The sequence below is a fragment of the Terrabacter aerolatus genome (genome assembly GCF_007991735.1).
GTDB classification, from domain to species: domain Bacteria; phylum Actinomycetota; class Actinomycetes; order Actinomycetales; family Dermatophilaceae; genus Terrabacter; species Terrabacter aerolatus.
In genome coordinates, this window is the sequence record NZ_BJYX01000032.1 from 17,424 (window position 1) to 37,950 (window position 20,527).

Sequence of the window (20,527 nt, forward strand, 5' to 3'; positions counted from 1 at the left end):
AACGATCGAGAGGACCGGTGACAGTGAGCGAGACCGCGGGAGCGGCGTCCTTCAGCAAGCTCGGATTTGCCAAGGGGCAGGTCATCCAGGAGTTCGGCTATGACGACGACGTCGACGACGACCTGCGGTTCGGGCTCGAGGACGTCATCGGGACCGAGCTCGAGGACGAGGACTTCAACGACGGCGCGGACGGGGTGCTGCTCTGGTACCGCGACGGCGACGACGACCTCGTGGACCTCATGGTGGACGGGCTGACGAAGCTCTTCGACCAGGGGTTCATCGTGCTGCTGACGCCCAAGGCCGGACGTTCCGGTCATGTCGATGCCAGTGTCGTCGAGGAGGCCGCGTCGACGGCGGGCCTGACGACCGGCGGCCAGGTCAACGTGGCCGCCGACTGGGCCGCCACGCGGCTCATGCCGCCGAAGGGCCCGCGCCGCTGAGCCCGCGCCGCTGAAGAGGTACCCGGCTCTGCCGGCGTGACCCGGACCTGGCGGTCGACGTCCGGTGGCTGTCGAGGGTGGCGCGGGGGACGTCCCGGTGGTGTCACACTGGCCCGCATGACGAACGCGTACCCGAGCGAGTCGCCGGTGCAGGCGTCCGCGCCGCTGGAGGTCGGGGACCTGGCCCCCGACTTCACCCTCGTGGACCAGTACGGCGTCGACGTCAGCCTGTCCGCGGTGCGCGACCTGAAGAACGCCGTCGTCGTCTTCTACCCGGCGGCGTTCTCGGGCATCTGCCGCGGCGAGCTGCGTGAGATCCGCGACGGGCTCGAGGACTTCCAGCACGACGACATCCAGATCTTCGCGGTCTCGTGCGACTCGATGTACACGCTGCGGGCCTGGGCCGACGCCGAGGGGCACTTCTTCCCGCTCCTGTCGGACTTCTGGCCGCACGGCGAGGTGGCCCGTCGTTACGGCGTGCTCGACGACGAGGACGGCTTCGCGCTGCGCGGGACGTTCCTGCTCGACCGGTCGGGTCGCCTCGTGTGGTCCGAGGTCCGCGGCATCGGCCAGGGGCGCGACTTCCGGGCCTACCGCGAGGCGCTCGCGACCCTCCGCGCGGGCCAGCGCGATGCCGTAGGCTGACCGCCGCCTGCCGGTGACGCCGGCCGGTGAGTGAGGGCCTGTAGCTCAGTTGGTAGAGCACCGCGTTTACACCGCGGGTGTCGTCGGTTCGAGCCCGGCCGGGCCCACGTGCACGATCCCGCCCCCGTCCTCAGCCTCCGCGACGTCGTCGCGGCGCTCGAGGCGCTCTACCCCCTCGAGAGCGCGGCCGACTGGGACCGGGTCGGCCTCGTGGCTGGCGACCTCGACCAGCCGGTGCGCCGCATCCTCTTCGCGCTCGACCCGACCCTGGCGGTCATCGACGAGGCGCGAGAGTGGGGCGCGGACCTGCTCGTGACCCACCACCCGCTGCTCCTGCGCGGGGTGCACTCGGTGGCGACGTCGTCGGCCAAGGGCGCCTCGGTGACCGCGCTCGTGCAGGGCGGCGTCGCCCTGTGGGTGGGCCACACGAACGCCGACGTCGCCGACCCCGGCGTCTCGACGGTGCTGGCCGACGCCCTCGGCCTGACCGACCAGCGTCCACTCTCGGTCGAGGGGTCCCGTGCCGCAGGGCGGGTCGGCGAGCTCGTCGCAGCCGTCAGCCTGGCCGAGTTCGCCGACACCGTGGCAGCGGCCCTGCCGGACACGGCCGGGGGGATCCGCGTCAGCGGTGACCCGGAGGGCCTCGTGAGGACCGTTGCGGTCATGGGCGGTTCGGGCGACGACCGCTTCGACGACGTTCGCGCGAGCGGCGCCGACGTCTACGTCACCGCCGACCTGCGCCACCACCCGGTCCTCGAGGCGCGTGAAGAAGCACGCGGCGGGCGGCCCTACCTCGTCGACGCGGGTCACTGGGCCACGGAGTCGCTGTGGCTGACGAGCGGCCGCGACCGGCTGCTGTCGGCGCTGGGGGAGGCTCCCGGAGCCACTAGGGTCGAGACCAGAGTCTCAACCATCCGCACCGAGCCGTGGACGTTCGTCGTCGGTGCGAACGCCGAGCGGGCCGACCGCGCGGCTCCTGAACCCGGAGGTGTGTCCTGAAAGCCGACCCGTCCCGCCAGTGGCGCCTGCTCGACCTGCAGGCCATCGACACACGTCTCGACCAGATCCGGCACGCCAAGGCGACCCTGCCGCAGACGCCTGCGGTCGAGGCGGCGCGCCGGGAGCTCGGTGCGCTCGAGACCGACATTGTCAACGCGCGCACGGCGGCCGGTGACGTCCAGCGCGAGCTCACCAAGTCGGACCAGGACGTCCAGCTCGTGCGTGACCGTGCGGCCCGCAACCAGTCGCGGCTCGACGCCGGCCAGGGCAACGCCAAGGACCTCCAGGCGCTGCAGCACGAGCTGACGTCGCTCGCGGGGCGCCAGTCCGAGCTCGAGGAGGTCGAGCTCGAGGTCATGGAGCGCAGCGAGTCGCTGACGGCCCGTGTCGCCGAGCTCGAGTCGCGTCACACCGAGCTCGTCGCGCGGGTCGAGGCCCTCGAGTCCGAGCGCGACGCCGCACTCTCGACGCTCGACGCCGAGGCCGAGAAGGTCGGGTCCGGACGTGCCGACATCGTCGCCGGCGTCGGTGAGGACCTCGTCGCGCTCTACGAGAAGATCCGCGCCAGCAGCGGTGGCATGGCCGCCGCCGAGCTGCGTCACCGCCGGTGCGGTGGCTGCCGCCTCGAGCTCGGCAACGTCGACCTCGCCCGCATCCGCAACGCCCCCGAGGACGAGGTGGTGCGCTGCGAGGAGTGCCGTCGCATCATGATCCGCACGGGCGAGTCAGGTCTGTGACGGCTGCGTCTCGCGGGTCGGGACGTCGGCTCGTCATCGAGGCCGACGGCGGCTCACGGGGCAACCCGGGCGTCGCCGGCTACGGTGCCCTCGTCCGTGACCCGTCGAGCGGCCGGGTCCTCGTCGAGCTGGCCGAGCCGCTCGGAACGGCGAGCAACAACGTCGCCGAGTACTCCGGCCTGCTCGCCGGCCTGCGCGCCGTGCTCGAGCTGGACCCGGGCGCGAGCGTGCACGTCAGAATGGACTCCAAGCTCGTCGTCGAGCAGATGTCGGGCCGCTGGAAGATCAAGCACGAGGACATGCGTCGCCTCGCGCTCGAGGCGCGCGACCTGTGCGCCGAGATCTCGGACGCCGGCGGCAGCGTCGACTTCCAGTGGATCCCCCGCGAGAAGAACAAGGACGCCGACGCGCTGAGCAACGACGCGATGGACGGCAAGAGCATTCACCGCATCCTCACCTCGACCGACGACAATGCAGGCCACGTGGACAGCAGCTCCGGTCCTGTTGCGCCCCAAGCAGATACGGCCGAGGCCCCGACCGGGCCGGGACAGGCCCCGGCGGCCCGCCCCCTGCGGCTGCTGCTCGTCCAGGCGCCGCTCGACCCTGCCCCGACCCCGCGCATCGTGGCGGCCGTGTCCCGGCTTGTGTCCTCGGCGCAGGTCGTCAGCGCGGACGACCCCGTCGCCGCCGACGTCGCGCGCGAGCTCGCGGCGGCCCTGGACTCCGAGGCGGCCACGTCGGCGGACTGGTCCGGCCGGGCACCCGGCGAGGGCGCCGACGCGACGGTGCGGACGGCATACCACTCGCTCGTGACGGCCGGGGGCACCGTCGTCGCGGTGACGAGCCGACGCGGCGTGCTGTCCGTGCTCAGCGACGTGCTGGGCACCCCCGCCGAGCGTTTCTGGGCGCTCGCCACCGCGCCCGGCAGCCTCACCGCCGTCGAGGTCTGGGAGGACGGCTCCGCGTCGGTGGCTTTCACCAATCGGACTGCCCATCTCGCCTGACGGACGCTGTGCGATATTCGGAGCATGAGCTATGCCGGTGACGTGACCCCCGAGCAGGCCTGGTCGGTCCTGCGCGACGAGCCCGGTGCGGTGCTCGTCGACGTGCGCACGAGGGCCGAGTGGTCCTACGTCGGACTGCCCGACCTGAGTGCCGCAGGCAAGGACGTCGTCCTCGTCGAGTGGCAGACCTTCCCGGACGGGGCCGTCAACGACGGCTTCACCGCGGACCTGGCTGCGGCTGGCGTGCCCAAGGACGCCCCCGTCTACTTCCTCTGCCGCTCGGGCGTGCGCTCGGTCGCCGCCGCCGAGGCCGCCACCCGTGAGGGCTGGACGCGGTCGCACAACGTGCTCGACGGCTTCGAGGGCCCGCACGACGACCAGCGTCACCGCTCGGTCTCGGGGTGGAAGGTCGCGGGCCTGCCGTGGGTGCAGGGATGAGTGCCGACGAGACCAACCCGGCCGACGTGACCTCGAACTGGCGCCCCGACACCCTCGCGGTGCGGGCAGGCTTGTCCCGCAGTGGTTTCGAGGAGACCTCGGAGGCGATCTACCTGACGTCCGGCTTCGTCTACGAGACGGCCGAGGACGCCGAGGCGGCCTTCAAGGGCGACGTCGACCGCTTCGTCTACTCCCGCTACGGCAACCCGACCGTGACGATGTTCGAGGAGCGGTTGCGCCAGATCGAGGGCGCCGAGGCGTGCTTCGCCACGGGCTCCGGGATGTCCGCCGTCTTCGTCGCGCTCGCGGCCCTCCTCGGCCAGGGCGACCGCGTCGTGTCCTCGCGCGCCCTCTTCGGCTCGTGCTTCGTCATCCTCGACGAGATCCTGCCGCGGTGGGGCGTCGAGACCGTCTTCGTCGACGGCGCCGACCTCGACCAGTGGCGTGCCGCACTCGCCGAGCCGACGACCGCCGTCTTCTTCGAGACGCCGAGCAACCCCATGCAGGAGCTCGTCGACATCTCGGCCGTCACCGAGCTGGCCCACGCCGCCGGGGCCAAGGTCGTCGTCGACAACGTCTTCGGCACCCCCGTCTTCTCCAAGCCCCTCGAGCTCGGCGCCGACATCGTCGTCTACTCCGCGACCAAGCACATCGACGGCCAGGGGCGCGCGCTCGGCGGAGCGGTGCTCGGTCCCAAGGAGTTCATCGACGGCCCAGTCCAGAACCTCATGCGCCACACCGGTCCGTCGATGTCACCGTTCAACGCGTGGGTGCTGCTCAAGGGTCTCGAGACCCTGTCGCTGCGCGTCGGGCGGATGGCCGAGAGCGCGCTCGAGGTCGCCCGCTTCCTCGAGTCGCACCCGAAGGTCACCCGCGTCGTCCACCCGTTCCTCGAGTCGCACCCGCAGCACGAGCTGGCCAAGCGGCAGATGCGGGCGGCGGGGACCGTCGTGACGTTCGAGCTCGACGGCGGCAAGGACGAGGCGTTCGCGCTCATGAACGCGCTGCAGGTCATCGACATCTCCAACAACCTCGGTGACTCGAAGTCCCTCATCACCCACCCGGCGACGACGACGCACCGGCGCCTGGCTCCGGAGGCGCGGACCGCGGTCGGCATCACCGACGGCGTGCTCCGGGTCTCCGTCGGGCTCGAGGACGTCCGCGACCTCGTCGAGGACCTGGCTCGCGCGCTCGGCTGAGCCCGCCGCACGCGTACGCGTGACACAGTGCCCACTCGACGTCACGCACGTCGGGTGGGCACCGTGCTGCGTGCGGAACTGCCCACTCGATGTGTCGAAGTGCCCACTCGACGGGGGAGGGGGTATGCCGTCGCGCCGGGTCAGGCGGTGACGGCGAGGGCCAGGGTCGCCGCGGCCACGACCGTGACGGCGCAGAGGGCCCCGGTGCGCGCGATGCGGCCGGCGTCGACGGTGAGCCCGGCGGAGCGGCAGCGCGAGGCCCACAGCAGGGTCGCGACCGAGCCCCACATCGTGATGATGGGGCCGGTGTTGACGCCGATGAGCAGCGCCGCGAGCCGCGCCGGTGAGTCGGTGACGGCCGGCTCGAGGGCGAGGTAGGCGGGCAGGTTGTTGATGCCGTTGGAGGCGAGCACGCCGAGACCGCTGACCCGGAAGAGGTCGGCCATGCCGGTGCCGTGCCCGACGACGGTGCGCAGCCACGACTCGAGCCCGAGGCGGAGTGCGGCGTCGATGACGAGGAAGAGCACGCAGATCCCCATGACGGTGAGCCACGGCACCTTGATGCGCCGGAGCAGCTCGGGGGCGCGCCAGTAGGTCGCGGCGAGCAGCAGACCGGCCGCGGGGAGCGAGGCGAGCGCGGGCTGGATGCCGACGACGAAGGCCGGGGCGAGCACGATGCACACGCCGCCGGTGATCTGCATGAGCACGCGGTCGTGCGGGTCGGCCGCTGGAGGCGTCTCGTAGGAGCCGCGCAGGTCGCGCCGGTGCAGCAGCCAGAGCACGGCCATGGTGACGAGTACCGCGGCCACCGCCGGCACGGCCATGAGCCTGATGTAGCCGAGCGTCCCGACGCCGAGCCCGGCGAACGGGTGCAGGGCCAGCAGGTTCGTCAGGTTCGAGACCGGGAGCAGCAGCGAGGCGGTGTTGGCCAGCCAGAGCGTCGTCATCGCGAACGGCAGCGGAGGCGCTCCTACCTGCCGGGCGACCGCGATCGCCACGGGTGTCAGCAGCACGGCCGTCGTGTCGAGGCTGAGCACGACGGTGCACGCGACGCCGAGCGCGACGATGAGCAGCCACAGCAGGATGACCCGCCCGCGCGCCAGCTCCGCGGCGTGGTGGGCGAGGACGTCGAAGAGCCCGGAGAGGTCGCAGATCTCGGCCACGACGGTGATCGCGACGAGGAAGACGAGGATCGGCGCGACGCGGTCGACGAGCTGGCTCAGGTCGAAGACCACGTCACGTCCTCGGGGTCGTGGCCAGCAGCCACGGTCGGCCCGCGCGGGGCGGGGGAGTGAGGTCGACCTCGAAGCGCTCCGCGAGCCGCTCGGCCAGGGCCTGCGGGGTGCGGGGCGCCTCGGCCTGCACGAGCTCACGGGTCACGAGGCCTCGGGTGTGCTTGGCCATGTGCGACGCGCCGGGGACGGTGACGTGCACCCAGCGCTCGGCGCGCTCACCCGTGGGACGCCACAGGCCGGCATACGTGCTCGACCGGCAGTCGACGACGAGCTCGCGGGGCTTCACCGCGGCGTCGAGGGCGGGGGGCAGCTCCTTGCGCCACTCGTGGGACAGGTAGCCCACCCCCGGGAGCGTGCTGCAGATGTTGACGCGGTAGGCCGGCACGCGGTCGGCGAGCCGCAGCGCGCCGAAGAGGGCCGAGACGACGACGACCCAGCGGTTCGCCCGGCGCTTGGAGGCCGCGTCGAGCGAGTCGACGTCGAGGGCCTGGTAGAGCACGCCGGTGTAGACGTGGGACGCGGTCGCCGTGGGAGCACTCAGCAGGCGGGTGTTGCGCTCGATCTCCGTCACGAGGTTGGGGTTGACCTCGAGCACGCCTGCGGCGTCGGGTTCACCGCTCACCCGGGTGACGGTCTCGACGAGCGACTCGCGCAGGGGCGTGAGCTCCGGGAAGGAGAGGGTGCCGAGGTCGAGCGACCGTCCCCGCCGGGGGGCCGTCTTCCCCTCGGACGGCGGGAGCAGGATGAGCACGGGGGTCAGCCTAGGCAAACCACTCGGCGATGTCGCATCTGTCCGCGTGTCGCGGTGGCCGTCCGCGCGGGGGCCCGGTGCGTAATGTGGCGCCATGGCCCAGCGACACATCGTCTTCCGCCCGGCGACGCAGCCCGGCGACGTGGCACAGCAGCTGACCGCCCGCTTCGAGGCCGTGCGCCGTGAGTTCGAGGTGCCCGACGAGTTCCCGCCCGACGTGCTGGCCGAGGCAGCCGCCGCAGCCGGCGCCGCGAGCCTGCCGGACCAGGACGAGACGGACATCCCCTTCATCACCATCGACCCCCCGAGCTCGATGGACCTCGACCAGGCGATGTCGATCGAGCGGCACGACGACGGCTACCGGGTGCGTTACGCCATCGCCGACGTGCCGGCCTTCGTCCGCGCCGGTGGAGCCGTCGACGCCGAGGCCCGCCGCCGGGGTCAGACGGTCTACTGCCCGGACGAGCGCATCCAGCTGCACCCGACCGCGCTCAGCGAGGGCGCCGCGAGCCTGCTCCCTGACCAGGTGCGGCCGGCCTTCGTGTGGGACATCCGGCTTTCCGCCGACGGCGAGGGCACCTCGGTCGAGGTCCACCGGGCCATGGTGCGCAGCGTCCGGCGCTACGACTACGAGCAGGTGCAGAAGGAGGTCGACGCCGGCACCGGCGAGGAGTGTCTCCTGCTGCTCAAGGAGGTCGGCGAGAAGCGCATCCTGCTCGAGCGCCAGCGCGGTGGCGCCTCGCTGCCGTTGCCGGAGCAGGAGGTGGAGGAGGACGAGAAGGGCGACTTCAGCATCTCCTTCCGTCCTCTCGTGCCGGCCGAGGACTGGAACGCGCAGATCTCGTTGCTGACGGGGATGGGCGCGGCCGACCTCATGCTGCGGGGCAAGGTCGGGATCCTGCGCACGATGCCGGCCCCGGACCCTCGCGACCTCGCCCGGTTCCGTCGGCAGGCCGCGGCGGCCGGGGTGTCCTGGCCGGAGGGGCAGCCCTACGGCGAGTTCCTCCGCACGCTGGACCGCGCGAACCCGCGGCACCTGGCCCTCATCCACGAGGCGACCTCGCTCTTCCGCGGCGCCGGCTACACCCCCTTCGACGGGACGGTGCCGGAGCAGCCGCTGCACGCCGCGGTCGCCGGCCCGTACGCGCACGTCACCGCGCCGCTGCGCCGCCTCGTCGACCGCTTCGGCCTCGTCGTGTGCGAGGCGCTGTCGGCGGGTCGGGACGTGCCGCAGTGGGCACGCGACGCGCTGCCCACGCTGCCCGAGATCATGTCGACCTCGGACCGCCGCACCAACGGGGTCCAGCGGGCGTGCACCGACGCCGTCGAGGCGGCCGAGCTGAGCCCCCGCGTCGGCGGGACGCTCGAGGCCGTCGTCGTCGACGAGAACGACAAGGGCGTCGTCGTGCAGCTCATCGAGCTCGCCGTCGTCGCCAAGGCGGCCGGTCGGGCCAGGGCGGGGGACACCGTCAGGGTCCGCGTCGACGCGGCCGAGGTCTCGACGGGCACGATCACCCTGACAGTCGTCTGAGCGGCCGGCCTCGCGGCCCCTTCCGGCGTATGCCGTGTGCCCCCTAGGGCACACCGGCTGGGTCTGCCCCTCCCGGAGGACGGAGGTCAGGTGGTCACGGCGCGGTGGGGGTCGAGGCGCCACCGGCCGGGGCGGTCGGCGTCCCCGTGACCGTCGAGCCGCTGGTCGCGGTCGCACCGCCGGCGCCGGTGGTCGCCGGTGTCCCGGTGGGCGCGGGGGCGGAGCTCGCGGCCGAGGAGGGGGCGGCCGTCGCGCCGGCGCCCGTCGCGGGGGTCGTGGTGGCGGGGGTGGAGGGGGCTGCTGCAGAGCCCTGCGGGACGGGGGCGACCCCGGCGCGGCTGCCCTGCTGAGCCGCGTCGGCGCGGGAGGCCACGGGGGAGTCGACGACGGCGCCGGCGGCGGTGCGCCCGCCGAGGTTCGTCCCGGTGACCTGGGCGCCGGTCGTCAGCTGCACCCCCGTGACGAAGGCCGCGGCGATCGCGAACACCGCGGCCGTCGTCGCGAGCACGCGCCGCGTCGTCGGACGGTCGGGGCGGCGCCACCCGCGCCACCGGCGCTCGGTCACGACGGCCACCTCGGCGCCGTCGACGCCCCGGCGTGAGCGCACGAGCACGACCGCCTCCTTGGCGCGAGCCATGGAGTTCGTGTAGAGGCTGGCTGCCGTGGCGGAGACGACGCTGAGCACGGCCGCGCCGGCGATGGTGCCGACGACCCCGAGACGCGAGCCCAGGGCGGCCGCGGTGGCAGCCGCCATCGAACCGCCGATCAGCTGGGTCACGGAGAGGTCGAGCAGCTTCGCTCTCGGTCGCGCATCGGGCTCCGGCGTGGGGGCCGGTTCGACACGGGTGCCGGTTCGGGTGTCGGACAGGTCGTCGGTCAGCTGTTCGGTCATGTTCCTGAGGGGTCTGTGGCGATCGTCTTCTCCCCTGCACGACGAACGGGAGTGCCGGATCGTTGGCATCTGCCCTCGGGTGTGACTCGGCTCACGTCCGGTCCCCGGCGCGTCCCGGTGCGGTGGCCGCGGGCTGGCGAGGCTGCGCCGATGCGGAGGTTCGGCCCCTCGGATGACAGACTCGGGGACGATCACTGGAGGAGCATGGACGCCATCGCACTGCACGACCGCGAGACCGCGGACCGCCGAGACCCGGGCGGCGCAGGCCACCACGGGGGAGCGGTCGCCCAGGAGGCTGCCCGTCGCCGCACCTTCGCCGTCATCTCGCACCCCGATGCCGGCAAGTCGACCCTGACCGAGGCGCTCGCGCTGCACGCCCACGCCATCGGCGAGGCCGGCGCGGTCCACGGCAAGGGCAACCGGCGCGGCGTCGTCTCGGACTGGATGGAGATGGAGAAGGACCGCGGCATCTCGATCACCTCCGCCGTGCTCCAGTTCGCCTACGACGGCACGGTCGTCAACCTGCTCGACACCCCCGGCCACGCCGACTTCTCCGAGGACACCTACCGGGTGCTCGCGGCCGTCGACGCCGCGGTCATGCTCGTCGACGCGGCGAAGGGCATCGAGCCCCAGACCTTCAAGCTCTTCGAGGTGTGCCGCGCCCGAGGCGTGCCCGTCATCACCGTCGTCAACAAGTGGGACCGCCCGGGGCTCGACGCCCTCGCGATCATGGACGAGCTGACCACGCGGATCGACCTGCACCCCATGCCGCTCACCTGGCCCGTCGGGGTGGCCGGCGACTTCCACGGCGTCCTCGACTGCGCCACGGGCGAGTTCGTCCAGTTCACCCGCACGCCCGGTGGGGCCACCGAGGCGATCACGACCCGCATGAGCGGCGACGAGGCCGAGCAGCTGCTCGGGTCGACGTGGACCGACGCGGTCGAGGAGTACGACCTGCTGCGCTCGTCCGGCCACGCCTACGACCACGAGCTCTTCCTCTCCGGCGCCGCGTCGCCGGTGCTGTTCGGCTCGGCGGTGCTCAACTTCGGGGTGCGCCAGCTGCTCGACACGCTCGTCGCGCTCGCTCCCGCCCCCGGTGCGCGGCCGGACCGGTCGGGTGCCCCCCGCGACGTGTCGGCGCCGTTCTCGGGCTTCGTCTTCAAGATCCAGGCGGGCATGGACCGCGCCCACCGCGACCGGCTCGCCTTCGTGCGGGTCTGCTCGGGCCACTTCACCCGCGGCATGGTCGTCACGCATGCCGACACGGGCCGGCCCTTCACGACGAAGTACGCACAGAGCGTGTTCGGCCGTGACCGGTCCACCGTCGACGAGGCGTTCCCGGGTGACGTCATCGGCCTCGTCAACGCCAACGCCCTGCGCGTCGGCGACACGCTCTACGCCGACGAGAAGGTGGCCTTCCCGCGCATCCCGCTCTTCGCGCCGGAGCACTTCGCCGTCGCCCGCGCCGCCGTCACCGGCAAGCAGAAGCAGTTCCGGCGCGGCATCGAGCAGCTCGGCGAGGAGGGCGTCGTCCAGGTGCTCCACTCCGACCGTCGCGGCGCGCAGGCACCGGTGCTCGCCGCCGTCGGGCCCATGCAGTTCGACGTCGCCCAGCACCGGATGGAGCACGAGTTCGGCTCGGCCATCCGGCTGGAGCCGCTCGGCTACTCCATCGCCAGAGCCGTTGCCGCAGAGGCGATCCCGATCGTCAACAGCCGATCCGGTGCCGAGGTGCTGACCCGCGAGGACGGACTGGACGTCGCGGTCTTCGCCGACAAGTGGCGTCTCGCGTCGGTCGAACGCGACGTGCCAGCAGGCTCCTTCATCCCGATCTTCGGCTGAGCCCGGTGAGCCGACGCCTCGAGGAGATCGACTGGCAGGAGACGCCCTGGGGCGAGATCAGCCTGCGGCGCCGCCTCGAGCCGTCACTGCTCGTCGACGTCTACGAGGTCAAGCTCGGTGAGGAGTTCCTCATGTCGAGCCTCTTCACCGTCGCCGAGGTCGAGCTCGCCCGACTGGGGCTCGCGGCCCTCGAGGGCACGGACCTCGACGTCGTCGTCGGCGGACTTGGCCTGGGCTACACCGCGGTGGCGGCGCTCGAGGACGAGCGGGTGCGCACCGTCACGGTGGTCGAGGCGCTGGGACCGGTCATCTCGTGGCACGAGCGCCGGCTGCTGCCCGACACGGCGTCGCTGACCCTCGACCCGCGCACCACCCTCCTCGAAGGGGACTTCTTCGCTCTCGCCCGGGCCGGCCGGGGGTTCGGCGCGCCGGGGCTGCTGCACGCGATCCTGCTCGACATCGACCACACGCCGCACCACGTGCTGCACCCGAGCCACGCCGACCTCTACACCCGGGAGGGCCTCCGGAGGCTCGCCGCCCGGCTGCACCCCGGCGGGGTCTTCGCGCTCTGGTCGGACGACCCGCCGGAGGACGCCTTCACCGGGCTGCTCGTCGACGTCTTCGCCGACGCCGCCGCACACGACGTGGCCTTCGCCAACCCGCTCACCGGCGGGACCTCCGCCAACACCGTCTACGTCGCGACGACGTCGGCCGGGGGCGACCGTCGCGGGCCGGGCGGCTCCCGGGCCGGGACGTGAGGGCAGGAGGAGCGGGTCCGCGCGACCCGGCATACGCCCCTCTGCTGGTCCGGCGGCTCGGCGGAAGTGGCTCCGCGCCCGACGGCGAGGTCCTAGGTTGGTGGGTGAGGTCCCTACGTCCGGAGGAGGTCGTCCCATGAGCGTCATGGTGTCGACCGCCGGACCCGTGACCACCGCCCGCCTGACGGGGGAGATCGACACCTACTCGGTGCCCGACGTGCGCGCGGCCTTCGAGCAGCTTCCGGTCCCCGCCGGGGGGACCGTCGTCGTCGACCTGCGCGAGGTGACCTTCCTCGACTCGTCGGGGCTCGGCGCCGTCATCGCGCTCTTCCACCGCGCGACGGCCGGCGAGGCACGGCTGCAGCTGGTCTGCGGCGCGGTGACGTCGCGACTCGTGCAGCTGATGCACCTCGACCAGGTCATGGACGTCGTCACGGAGCCGGAGGAGACGTCGGCACCGGCCGCCTCGCCCTCCACCTCCGAGCCAACGCCTCGCTGACCGGGCTCCGCGCGGAGCCCGGGTCCGTCAGGACGCGAGGGTGAGGTGCACTTGGACGCGCGTGCGCGCCGGGCGCGCCTCGATGGTCAGCCGATCGCTCAGTCGCTGGGCGATCCAGAGACCGCGCCCGCTCGTGGCCTCGCCGTCGACCGTGCGCAGGTGCGGCACCGACCCGGTGCCGTCCGCATCCTCGATGGTGAAGACGAGGGAGTCGGACGTCTCGTCGATGGACAGGACGCCGTGCCCGCCGCCGTGGACGATGCTGTTGACCGCGACCTCGTGCACGGCCAGCACGGCGTTGTCGGCCCGCTCGGGGATGAGTTCCCCCGCGATGGTCCGCACCATCTCGCGCACGCGGCGGAGGTCGTCGGGGCCGAACTCGACCCGGCCGAGCTCCCTGCCTGCAGCGACCGACGGACCTGTCACATGTGCATGCTCCCACTTCTGCGGCATCCGTGGGTGTTACGGCACATCGACTGTCAGGATGACCCCATGAATGCGCCGTGGCAGACACCCGAGGCGAGCCGCGCTTCCGTCTCGCCCCGTCTGTCGTCGCTCGCGCGCCTCGCGGCCGAGGTCGCCGCCGCCACGACCCTCGACCAGCTCACCGAGACCATCACCGAGCACGCGTCGATGGTGATGGGCGCCTCGCGCGCCATGCTCGCCGTCCGCGAGCGCGCCGTCCGCGAGGGCGCCGACCGGCTGCGCACCATCGCCACCCACGGGCTGACACCCTCCGAGGCGCAGATGTGGGCCGACCTCGGTCTCGACGAGCACTCGCCCCCGACGGATGCCGTGCGCACCGGTCAGGTCGTCCAGGTCGCCAGCCGCGCCGAGCTGCTGGCGAGGTACCCGGCGCTCGACGACGGCACGGAGCGCTCGTCCGTGACGCTGCCGCTCATCTCGCGCACCGACGGCTCGGCCATCGGAGCCCTCGGCTTCCGTTTCGACGGGAAGGTCGGACCGGTCGAACCCGACCTGTTGTGGGTGCTCGGCGTGCTGAGCGACGTGTGCGCGCAGACCATGCTGCGGCTCCGGGCCGAGGCACAGAGCGCCGACCGGGCGGCCCAGCTCGAGTTCCTGGCCGACGCCTCGCAGGCCCTCGCGACCTCCCTCGACTACCGGCAGACGCTGCGGCAGGTCGCCTCGCTCGCCGTCCCCGCCCACGCCGACTGGTGCTCGGTGCAGATGGTCGACGACGGGGTGCTGCGCACGCTGGCGATCGCCCACGTCGACCCGGCCAAGGTGGCTCTCGCGCGCGAGCTCGAGACCCGGTGGCCGGCGGACCCCGACCGGTCCGGGGGCGCCGCCGACGTCGTCCGGACGGGTCAGAGCCTGCTCGTGGAGGTCGTGACCGACGAGATGCTCGTGGCGGCAGCACAAGACGACGAGCACCTCCGGGTCTCCCGTGAGCTCGGCCTGCGCAGCGCCATGTCCGTCCCCCTCACGGCCAAGGACCGCGTGCTCGGGGTGCTGAGCTTCATCTCGGCCGAGTCCGGCCGGCGCTACACCCCGCACGACGTGGCGTTCGCCGAGGACCTCGGGCGCCGCGCCGGCCTCGCCATCGACAACGCGGACCTCTACTCGCAGACGCGTCGCGTCGCGTCCGTGCTGCAGGCGACGCTCCTGCCGCAGGACCTGCCCGACCTGCCTGGCTGGCAGATCGGCACCGTCTACCGCCAAGCGGGTCGCACCGACGTCGGCGGGGACTACTACGACGTCAGTGGCCTCGACGACGGCCGGGTCATCGCCGTCCTCGGCGACGTCATGGGCCGGGGTGTCGACGCCGCGGTCTCGGGCTCGCTGATGCGGTCGGCCGCGCGCGTGCTCTCGACCCAGGACCCCGCGCCCGACGCCCTGGCCAAGGCCATGGACCGCATGATGACCATCGAGCCGCCGACCCAGATGGCCTCCTCCGTCTACGTCCTCTTCGACCCGCGACGGGACGACGTCGCGCTCGTCGTCGCGGGCCACCCGCCGCCGCTGCTCGTCCACGACGGGAGGGCCGGTTTCGTCACGGAGGACGGCTCGCCGGTGCACGGCCTGGGCCAGGTCTCGCGGTCGTCGGTGCACCGCGCCTTCGTCCCCGGCGACCTGCTGCTCCTCTACACGGACGGGCTCATAGAGCGCCGCGGCGAGATCATCGACGTCGGCCTCGCGCGCCTGCAGGCCGCCGCCGACGAGCTGCTCACGACCGTCGACGACGAGACCGACCTCGACGAGGTGCTGGCCGAGCTCGCCGACTCGGTCTCCGACCCGGACCGGCAGGACGACGTCGCCGTGCTCGCCTTCCGACGCGCGGACTGACGTCGGGACGGTGCGGCCGGTCCCGGCCACCGGGGGAGTGGACGGGGGGCGCGGACGGAGCACCCGGCATACGCCCCCTATGCTGGTGGGCGGATGAGTCGGCCAGACGGTCGCGTCAGGGCCTCGGCCCTGCCGAGGAACGTCCGGGCTCCACAGGGCAGGGTGGTGGCCAACAGCCACCCGGGGTGACCCGCGGGACAGTGCCACAGAGAACAGACCGCCGGCGGCTTCGGCAGCCGGTAAGGGTGAAACGGTGGTGTAAGAGACCACCAGCGGTCCAGGTGACTGGAGCGGCTAGGTAAACCCCACCCGGAGCAAGTCCAGACAGCGCATGCACGGTGCCCTCGGGCGCCGGGGAGACCGGCCCGGTCGAGTGCGCGGGTAGGACGCTAGAGCCGGTCAGCAATGGCCGGCCCAGATGGATGGCCGTCGCTGCGCCACCGGTGACGGGGGCGCGGAACAGAACCCGGCGTATCGGCCGACTCATCCACTTTTAGGCCTCTGACCTGCGGTGATGCGTTTGGGCATCGCCGTTAGTCCGCAAAAAGTCCGCAAAATTTCGGAGGACTCCATCGACGGCGGCCCTCGTGCGCTCGTCGTTGTCGGGCCAGAGGTGACTGTAGGTGTCGAGCGTCTCGCTCGCGCTGGCGTGCCCCAGGCGAGCTTGGACGGTCTTGACGGACTCGCCGTGGCGAATGAGTAGCGAGGCGTAGTAGTGGCGCAGCTCGTGGAAGCGGATGGCCGGCACGCCGGCCTGCTCGAGGGCACGGTTCCACTCCGTCCAGAAGGCTGATCGGCGCAGGGGGGCACCGACGTTGTTCGTGAAGACCAGCGTGGGGGAGGGGAAGGTGCGCAAGTGCTGTCGAAGGGCGTCGACAACCACCTCGGGTAGGGGAACGACGCGCACGCTCGCCTGGGACTTCGGCGGACCGAAGAACGGCTCACGGCCGTTGACGTTGATGAGCTGACGGTTGACGAGGACGGTGCGTCGATCGAGGTCGAGCCGGTCGATGGTGAGGCCGAAGATCTCGCCTTGGCGGAGGCCGGTGCCGGCGGCCAGGATCACGAGCGCCTGATGCCGCCCGGGCATGTGCCCGACGATGGCGGCAAGCTGGTCCTCGGTGATCGGCTGGACCTTGGGCTTGGTGACCTTGGGCAGCTTGGTGCCGGTGCACGGGTTGGACACGATGCGCCGGTCGGCGACTGCCGACTTGAGGATGCCCGACAGGATGCGGTGGGCGACACCGACCGTGGACGGGGCCAGGGTGAGGCTCAGCTGCTTGACCCACCTCTGGACATCGGAGTGCTGAATCGTCGCGAGGCGCATGGCGCCCAGGTGGGGGTCGACGTAGCGACGGATGACGCCCTCCATCTGGTCAGCGGTTGTCGGGCGGTGAACTTGGCGGCTGAGCCACTCCTGCGAGTAGTCGCTCAGCGTGATTCGGCCGGCTTGCGGATCGACGTAGCGGCCGTCTCGCAGGGACTGTGTGGTCTCGGCAAGCCAACGCTGGGCGTCGACCTTGCGCGCGAACTGCTTGGTGCGCTCGCGGCCCGACGCGTCGCGGTAGCGGGCGCGCCACTTCCCGTCCGGGCGTTTTGCGACGTTGCCCATGGAGTCAACTAGCGCTGGTCGGCGTACTGCGCGGCCACCCAAACATCGACGTCGTCTGCTCGATAGAGCACGCGGCGGGGGCCCATCTTGAAGCTGCGCGGTCCGATGCCGACGTGCCGCCAGTAGCGGAGCGTCGCCTCAGGAACCCTGATCATCTCAGCGACCTCGGCGGAGTTCAAGAGCCGGCCCACCTCGCTGGCCAGCGTTGTCGAGGTGCCGGGCCAACGGGCGCTGTCCAAGGCTGTCATCAGATCTCCCTCCTGTTCATCGCTGCTACAACGAGGCGGGGGCACCTTCGTCCGTCACCGTGACGAGGCGTGGCTCAAGAAGGGACTGCCCTGCTCGTAGTAGCACTGCCCACCTCGCCGTCCACACCGGAACGAGCAAGGTGGGAGCACGAGTATGGAAGGCGTCATCATCGGGGTTGATCCCCACAAGCTGTCGGCGACGATCGAGGTCGTCGACGGCCACGAGCGCCGGCTCGGTCACGGCCGGTTCACCGCCGACAAGGCCGGCTATGCCGCGATGCTGAGGTACGCCAAGGCGTGGCCGGCGCGAACCTGGGCGGTCGAGGGCGCGAACGGGGTGGGTCGCCCGCTGGCGCTGCGACTGATCGAGGACGGGCAGGCCGTCGTCGACGTCCCGGCGAAGCTGGCCGCTCGGGTCCGGCTGTTCGACACCGGTCACAACCGCAAGACCGATGCCCATGACGCGCACTCGATCGCGATGGTCGCGGTGCGCACCCGAGGGTTGCGGGTGCTGCGCCCCGACGGTGAGCTCGAGGCGCTGCGGATGCTGGTCGACCGGCGCGAGTCGCTGAGCCGGAGGCGGGTGCAAACGGTGGACCGGCTCCAGGCTTTGTTGGCGGAACTGCTTCCGGGACAAGCGAAGAAGGACCTGACGACCGGGCAGGCCAAGCGGATGCTGGCCTCGGTCCGCCCGCGTGACATCGCCGGCAAGACCCGGCGCCGGATCGCCGCCGAAGAGCTTGCTGAACTGGTCGCCGTCGAGGCGAAGATGAAGAAGGCCAACGTCGAGCTCAAGGCGATCGTCCTGGCCCGCGGGTCACACCTGATGGGCCTGCACGGTGTGGGCCCGGTCGTCGCGGCGCGGGTACTGGCGGACGTCGGGGACGTGTCCCGGTTCGCTGACCGGAACCGGTTCGCCTCCTGGAGTGGCACAGCGCCGCTGGATGCCTCGTCGGGGGAGCATTCTCGGCACCGGCTCTCTCGGGCTGGGGACCGGCGGATGAACCACATGATCCACATCGCTGCGATCTCCCAGATCCGGCTGGACACCGACGGGCGGGCCTACTACCGACGTAAGCGCGCCGAGGGGAAGTGGCCCTTGGAGGCGATCCGGTGTTTGAAGCGCAGGATCTCCGATGCCATCTATCGCCAGCTTCTCGCCGACGCTGCAGCCGTCGACGCCACGGCGCGCGCAGCGGCAGATGCGAGTCCGGGAGGGCACTACGGGGCGTCTCAGTTATCCAGCGCGGCCGGCTCGAACCCGCTTACCAGCGCTTCGGATCAGCCACTTCCCGGACCCGCATCAACGACGCTACGCCGCACCGGAACCGCGCGGAAGACCCACCTCGACGCCACCGGATGACAACAGAAGGGAGCCGGTAAGACGCAGCTGACTCGTGAGGGCTCTGTCCCGGCGTCGTGTCACCCGATAGCTTTGGCGAGAAGCCGCGAAACTAGAGACGCTGAGGTCCCGACATCTCTAGCGTGGCTTCATGGCCACGGCGGTTCATGAGTCTGATGTTGTGGTGCTGGCGGGTACGTTGCTGGGTCTCGCGGCTCCGCGGGACTCCGGAGCCGCGTACCGTCGTGGCACCCAGCTTTATGCCCTGCTTGAGTCGGATGACTTCTCGGAGTTGACGATTGATGTGTCGGGAGCCTCGAGTCGCCTGCGGTCGACCCTTTCGGCTCTGGACGCCGTCCAGTTGGCCTTCGATGCGGCGGCTGCCGCGGTGGCCTATCGGATCAGGTTTGCCGGCGACTACCAAGAGCGTGATAGCGACCCGGACGAGAGAGTGGTCCGCGACCGTCTCAGGGATCTTGTGTCCGAGGCGGGGTGGGAGTTGGAGGTCCTTGAACTTCGGGCCGGCTCCTTCAAGGCCAAGCTCAAGGCCATCAAGAAGGATGAACGGACGCCATCTCGGCTGTTGTCGATCGCTGTCCTGGCGGCCGCAGTCTTGAGCGTCATCTTTCCGCCGGTGACGGCTGCTGCAGGCGTGGTAGTCGCCGTTGGCGGGGTAGGTGTCGCCTTCGCTGCCAAGCCGGGAGAGCGGGCAAAGACGGCGAAAGAGGTGCTGTCGGACGAGCTCGAGTCACGTCAAGCGGCCACCAGGGAGGCGGCCGGACCCGTGGGCGATGCTCGGGTGGCACAACTTCGTCAAACACATGACAAGGCCCGGTCGCACCAACTCGAAGCAGACTTCGATGAACTGGGTGCGGGCCTAAGTCGAGTAGGTGACGAGGGGGTGAAGTCCGTTGATCACGCCTCGGCCTCGGAAGCGATAGGGGAAGTGACGTTTGCCCTTGCGAAGGGCTCGGCTCCAGATGGTGGTTCTGCGTAGTAACGCTCCTGGGCGGCACCCGCACGTTGTGCACGTCAAACTCGGGAGGCGCCTGTCGCTCCGTCAATCTCCTCCATCTCGCGGGCGTCCGCGGATGGCCGTGCGACTGGGGCCACGCCTACGCGGCGGAAGGACGCTTGACCCGGAGATTGCGCCGGCCCAGAGCAATCGTCGAGCCGTTCATGGATCCGCGCGGTCGACGAGTCGACTACTTGGAGTCAGTGATGGTGATTGTCATTCCGTTGTCGGGATGGTAGGTCCACCGAGCGGTGAAGTCCTCCCAGGTGTCGGTTTGTGTGCCGTCGAGGGCACGGGTCTGGCCAATGTGGTCATTGACCCGAGACGGAGTTTCGAGTGCGAGCAGGACGCAGGCAGCGGCGGTGTAAGAGTCGGGACCGGGGCCCTCCTTGGCCCCCACGTTGCGGAGTGTCAGGGTGTGCCCGCCGTCTTCGGGTTTGGCAACCGTTGTGCACTTCTCCGCTGCAGCCTCGATCGGCCTCGGCTTGCTAATGGCCGAGTACACGCCGTAGCCGGCGACCGCGACGAGAAGTAGAGCCAGGACGCAGGCGGCGATGAGCCGCGACTTTCGCTTCTTCGCTGCGTGCTGCATAGCCCGCGTGGGGATGAGTGGCTCGCCCCATCCGGCGGTCGGCGGTACTCCGTCTTCGTGCGTGGGCAAGTCGGGCGAGGCGGCGGGAGGGTACGCGCCGTAGTGAGGCTGATCGCTCATGTGTTTGACCCCTGTCAATTTACGTAGCTGCGGGTGTCAGTGTGATGGATGTGCGCGGAGTTACTGATGCGTTTGCCGAAACTGGCGGAAGCCCTTCGTCACTGCTGGGCATGCCGGCTTTGGCTACCTTGTGGAGCGTTGCAGGCCCGGCTTCGAGGAAGAGAGTCTGCGCCGGGGGATGTAATTCCGCGCCGACGGGGCTCAGGCGCCCGGATCAATCGAGAGGCCCTCGGCTATAACGCGGAGGAGGCATCCCCGTGGCGGCGGTGGGATGCTGCCGCTTCGCGGCGAAAAGACGCGCCGCCTCGAAGTCCAGCGATC

General features: G+C 71.3%; 21 protein-coding genes, 1 tRNA gene and 1 other RNA gene. 16 read left to right on the top strand and 7 right to left on the bottom strand.

Going from position 1 to position 20,527, the window contains the following annotated elements; all coding sequences use genetic code 11:
* Positions 1-23 precede the first annotated feature (23 nt).
* From TAE01_RS18880 to TAE01_RS18915, 8 genes are all read left to right on the top strand, one after another.
* Positions 24-440 (top strand): DUF3052 domain-containing protein, encoded by a 417-nt coding sequence (locus TAE01_RS18880; protein ID WP_147068361.1) that lies wholly within the window; start codon positions 24-26, stop codon positions 438-440.
* Positions 441-557: 117 nt separating this feature from the next.
* Positions 558-1,085 carry a peroxiredoxin gene (locus TAE01_RS18885; protein ID WP_147068362.1) on the top strand — a complete coding sequence of 176 codons (528 nt, stop codon included), beginning with the start codon at positions 558-560 and terminating at the stop codon, positions 1,083-1,085.
* 34 nt (positions 1,086-1,119) lie between these two features.
* A tRNA-Val gene (locus TAE01_RS18890) sits at positions 1,120-1,192 on the top strand.
* A gap of 1 nt (position 1,193) precedes the next feature.
* On the top strand, positions 1,194-2,084 hold the full coding sequence (locus tag TAE01_RS18895; protein ID WP_147068363.1) for a Nif3-like dinuclear metal center hexameric protein: 891 nt from the start codon (positions 1,194-1,196) through the stop codon (positions 2,082-2,084).
* Between the two features lie 44 nt (positions 2,085-2,128).
* The gene (locus tag TAE01_RS18900) at positions 2,129-2,821 is read left to right on the top strand and encodes a zinc ribbon domain-containing protein (protein ID WP_425581112.1); all 693 of its coding nucleotides are present in this window, start codon (positions 2,129-2,131) and stop codon (positions 2,819-2,821) included.
* Positions 2,818-3,825, top strand: a complete 1,008-nt coding sequence (locus TAE01_RS18905) for a reverse transcriptase-like protein (protein WP_147068365.1) — start codon at positions 2,818-2,820, stop codon at positions 3,823-3,825. Before TAE01_RS18900 ends, TAE01_RS18905 begins: the two co-directional genes overlap by 4 nt.
* 24 nt (positions 3,826-3,849) lie before the next feature.
* On the top strand, positions 3,850-4,263 hold the full coding sequence (locus TAE01_RS18910; protein ID WP_147068366.1) for a rhodanese-like domain-containing protein: 414 nt from the start codon (positions 3,850-3,852) through the stop codon (positions 4,261-4,263).
* Complete coding sequence (locus TAE01_RS18915) at positions 4,260-5,462, top strand: O-succinylhomoserine sulfhydrylase (protein ID WP_147068367.1); 1,203 nt, start codon at positions 4,260-4,262, stop codon at positions 5,460-5,462. The genes TAE01_RS18910 and TAE01_RS18915 overlap by 4 nt, the downstream gene beginning before the upstream one ends.
* A 140-nt stretch (positions 5,463-5,602) precedes the next feature.
* Here TAE01_RS18915 and TAE01_RS18920 read toward each other — a convergent pair whose 3' ends face one another.
* Both TAE01_RS18920 and TAE01_RS18925 read right to left on the bottom strand, forming a co-directional pair.
* Entirely contained in the window at positions 5,603-6,697 is a 1,095-nt protein-coding gene (locus TAE01_RS18920) for an SLC13 family permease (protein WP_147068368.1), read from the bottom strand.
* Between the two features lies 1 nt (position 6,698).
* Entirely contained in the window at positions 6,699-7,448 is a 750-nt protein-coding gene (locus TAE01_RS18925; protein WP_147068369.1) for a YaaA family protein, read from the bottom strand.
* Positions 7,449-7,542: 94 nt separating this feature from the next.
* Here TAE01_RS18925 and TAE01_RS18930 point away from each other — a divergent pair, with 94 nt between their 5' ends.
* Positions 7,543-8,979, top strand: coding sequence for an RNB domain-containing ribonuclease (locus TAE01_RS18930; protein WP_147068370.1), 1,437 nt, complete (start codon positions 7,543-7,545; stop codon positions 8,977-8,979).
* Between the two features lie 94 nt (positions 8,980-9,073).
* Here the strand turns inward: TAE01_RS18930 and TAE01_RS18935 are convergent, their stop codons facing one another.
* A complete protein-coding gene (locus TAE01_RS18935; protein WP_147068371.1) occupies positions 9,074-9,871 on the bottom strand; it encodes a hypothetical protein in 798 nt (265 codons plus the stop codon).
* A 204-nt stretch (positions 9,872-10,075) separates the two neighbouring features.
* Here TAE01_RS18935 and TAE01_RS18940 point away from each other — a divergent pair, with 204 nt between their 5' ends.
* The 3 genes from TAE01_RS18940 (at position 10,076) to TAE01_RS18950 (ending at position 12,970) form a co-directional block, all read left to right on the top strand.
* Positions 10,076-11,713 carry a peptide chain release factor 3 gene (locus TAE01_RS18940; RefSeq protein WP_147068372.1) on the top strand — a complete coding sequence of 546 codons (1,638 nt, stop codon included), beginning with the start codon at positions 10,076-10,078 and terminating at the stop codon, positions 11,711-11,713.
* 5 nt (positions 11,714-11,718) lie between these two features.
* Positions 11,719-12,471, top strand: a complete 753-nt coding sequence (locus tag TAE01_RS18945; protein ID WP_147068373.1) for a polyamine aminopropyltransferase — start codon at positions 11,719-11,721, stop codon at positions 12,469-12,471.
* Between the two features lie 136 nt (positions 12,472-12,607).
* Positions 12,608-12,970: an STAS domain-containing protein gene (locus tag TAE01_RS18950; RefSeq protein WP_147068374.1), complete on the top strand. Its 363-nt coding sequence runs from the start codon at positions 12,608-12,610 to the stop codon at positions 12,968-12,970.
* Positions 12,971-12,997: 27 nt separating this feature from the next.
* Here TAE01_RS18950 and TAE01_RS18955 read toward each other — a convergent pair whose 3' ends face one another.
* On the bottom strand, positions 12,998-13,396 hold the full coding sequence (locus TAE01_RS18955) for an ATP-binding protein (protein WP_186815297.1): 399 nt from the start codon (positions 13,394-13,396) through the stop codon (positions 12,998-13,000).
* Between the two features lie 66 nt (positions 13,397-13,462).
* Here TAE01_RS18955 and TAE01_RS18960 point away from each other — a divergent pair, with 66 nt between their 5' ends.
* Positions 13,463-15,277 carry a PP2C family protein-serine/threonine phosphatase gene (locus TAE01_RS18960; RefSeq protein WP_147068376.1) on the top strand — a complete coding sequence of 605 codons (1,815 nt, stop codon included), beginning with the start codon at positions 13,463-13,465 and terminating at the stop codon, positions 15,275-15,277.
* Between the two features lie 94 nt (positions 15,278-15,371).
* Positions 15,372-15,767, top strand: an RNA gene (gene rnpB / locus TAE01_RS18965) — RNase P RNA component class A.
* Between the two features lie 3 nt (positions 15,768-15,770).
* On the opposite strand, the gene TAE01_RS18970 is transcribed toward rnpB, so the two are convergent.
* Both TAE01_RS18970 and TAE01_RS21000 read right to left on the bottom strand, forming a co-directional pair.
* Positions 15,771-16,889 carry a tyrosine-type recombinase/integrase gene (locus TAE01_RS18970; RefSeq protein WP_147068377.1) on the bottom strand — a complete coding sequence of 373 codons (1,119 nt, stop codon included), beginning with the start codon at positions 16,887-16,889 and terminating at the stop codon, positions 15,771-15,773.
* A gap of 8 nt (positions 16,890-16,897) precedes the next feature.
* A complete protein-coding gene (locus TAE01_RS21000) occupies positions 16,898-17,137 on the bottom strand; it encodes a helix-turn-helix transcriptional regulator (protein ID WP_147068378.1) in 240 nt (79 codons plus the stop codon).
* Between the two features lie 154 nt (positions 17,138-17,291).
* Between TAE01_RS21000 and TAE01_RS18980 the strand changes: the two genes are divergently transcribed.
* Complete coding sequence (locus TAE01_RS18980) at positions 17,292-18,500, top strand: IS110 family RNA-guided transposase (RefSeq protein WP_147068379.1); 1,209 nt, start codon at positions 17,292-17,294, stop codon at positions 18,498-18,500.
* A 130-nt stretch (positions 18,501-18,630) separates the two neighbouring features.
* Entirely contained in the window at positions 18,631-19,476 is an 846-nt protein-coding gene (locus TAE01_RS18985; RefSeq protein ID WP_147068380.1) for a hypothetical protein, read from the top strand.
* 208 nt (positions 19,477-19,684) lie between these two features.
* Here TAE01_RS18985 and TAE01_RS18990 read toward each other — a convergent pair whose 3' ends face one another.
* On the bottom strand, positions 19,685-20,206 hold the full coding sequence (locus TAE01_RS18990; protein ID WP_147068381.1) for a hypothetical protein: 522 nt from the start codon (positions 20,204-20,206) through the stop codon (positions 19,685-19,687).
* Positions 20,207-20,527: the final 321 nt, after the last annotated feature.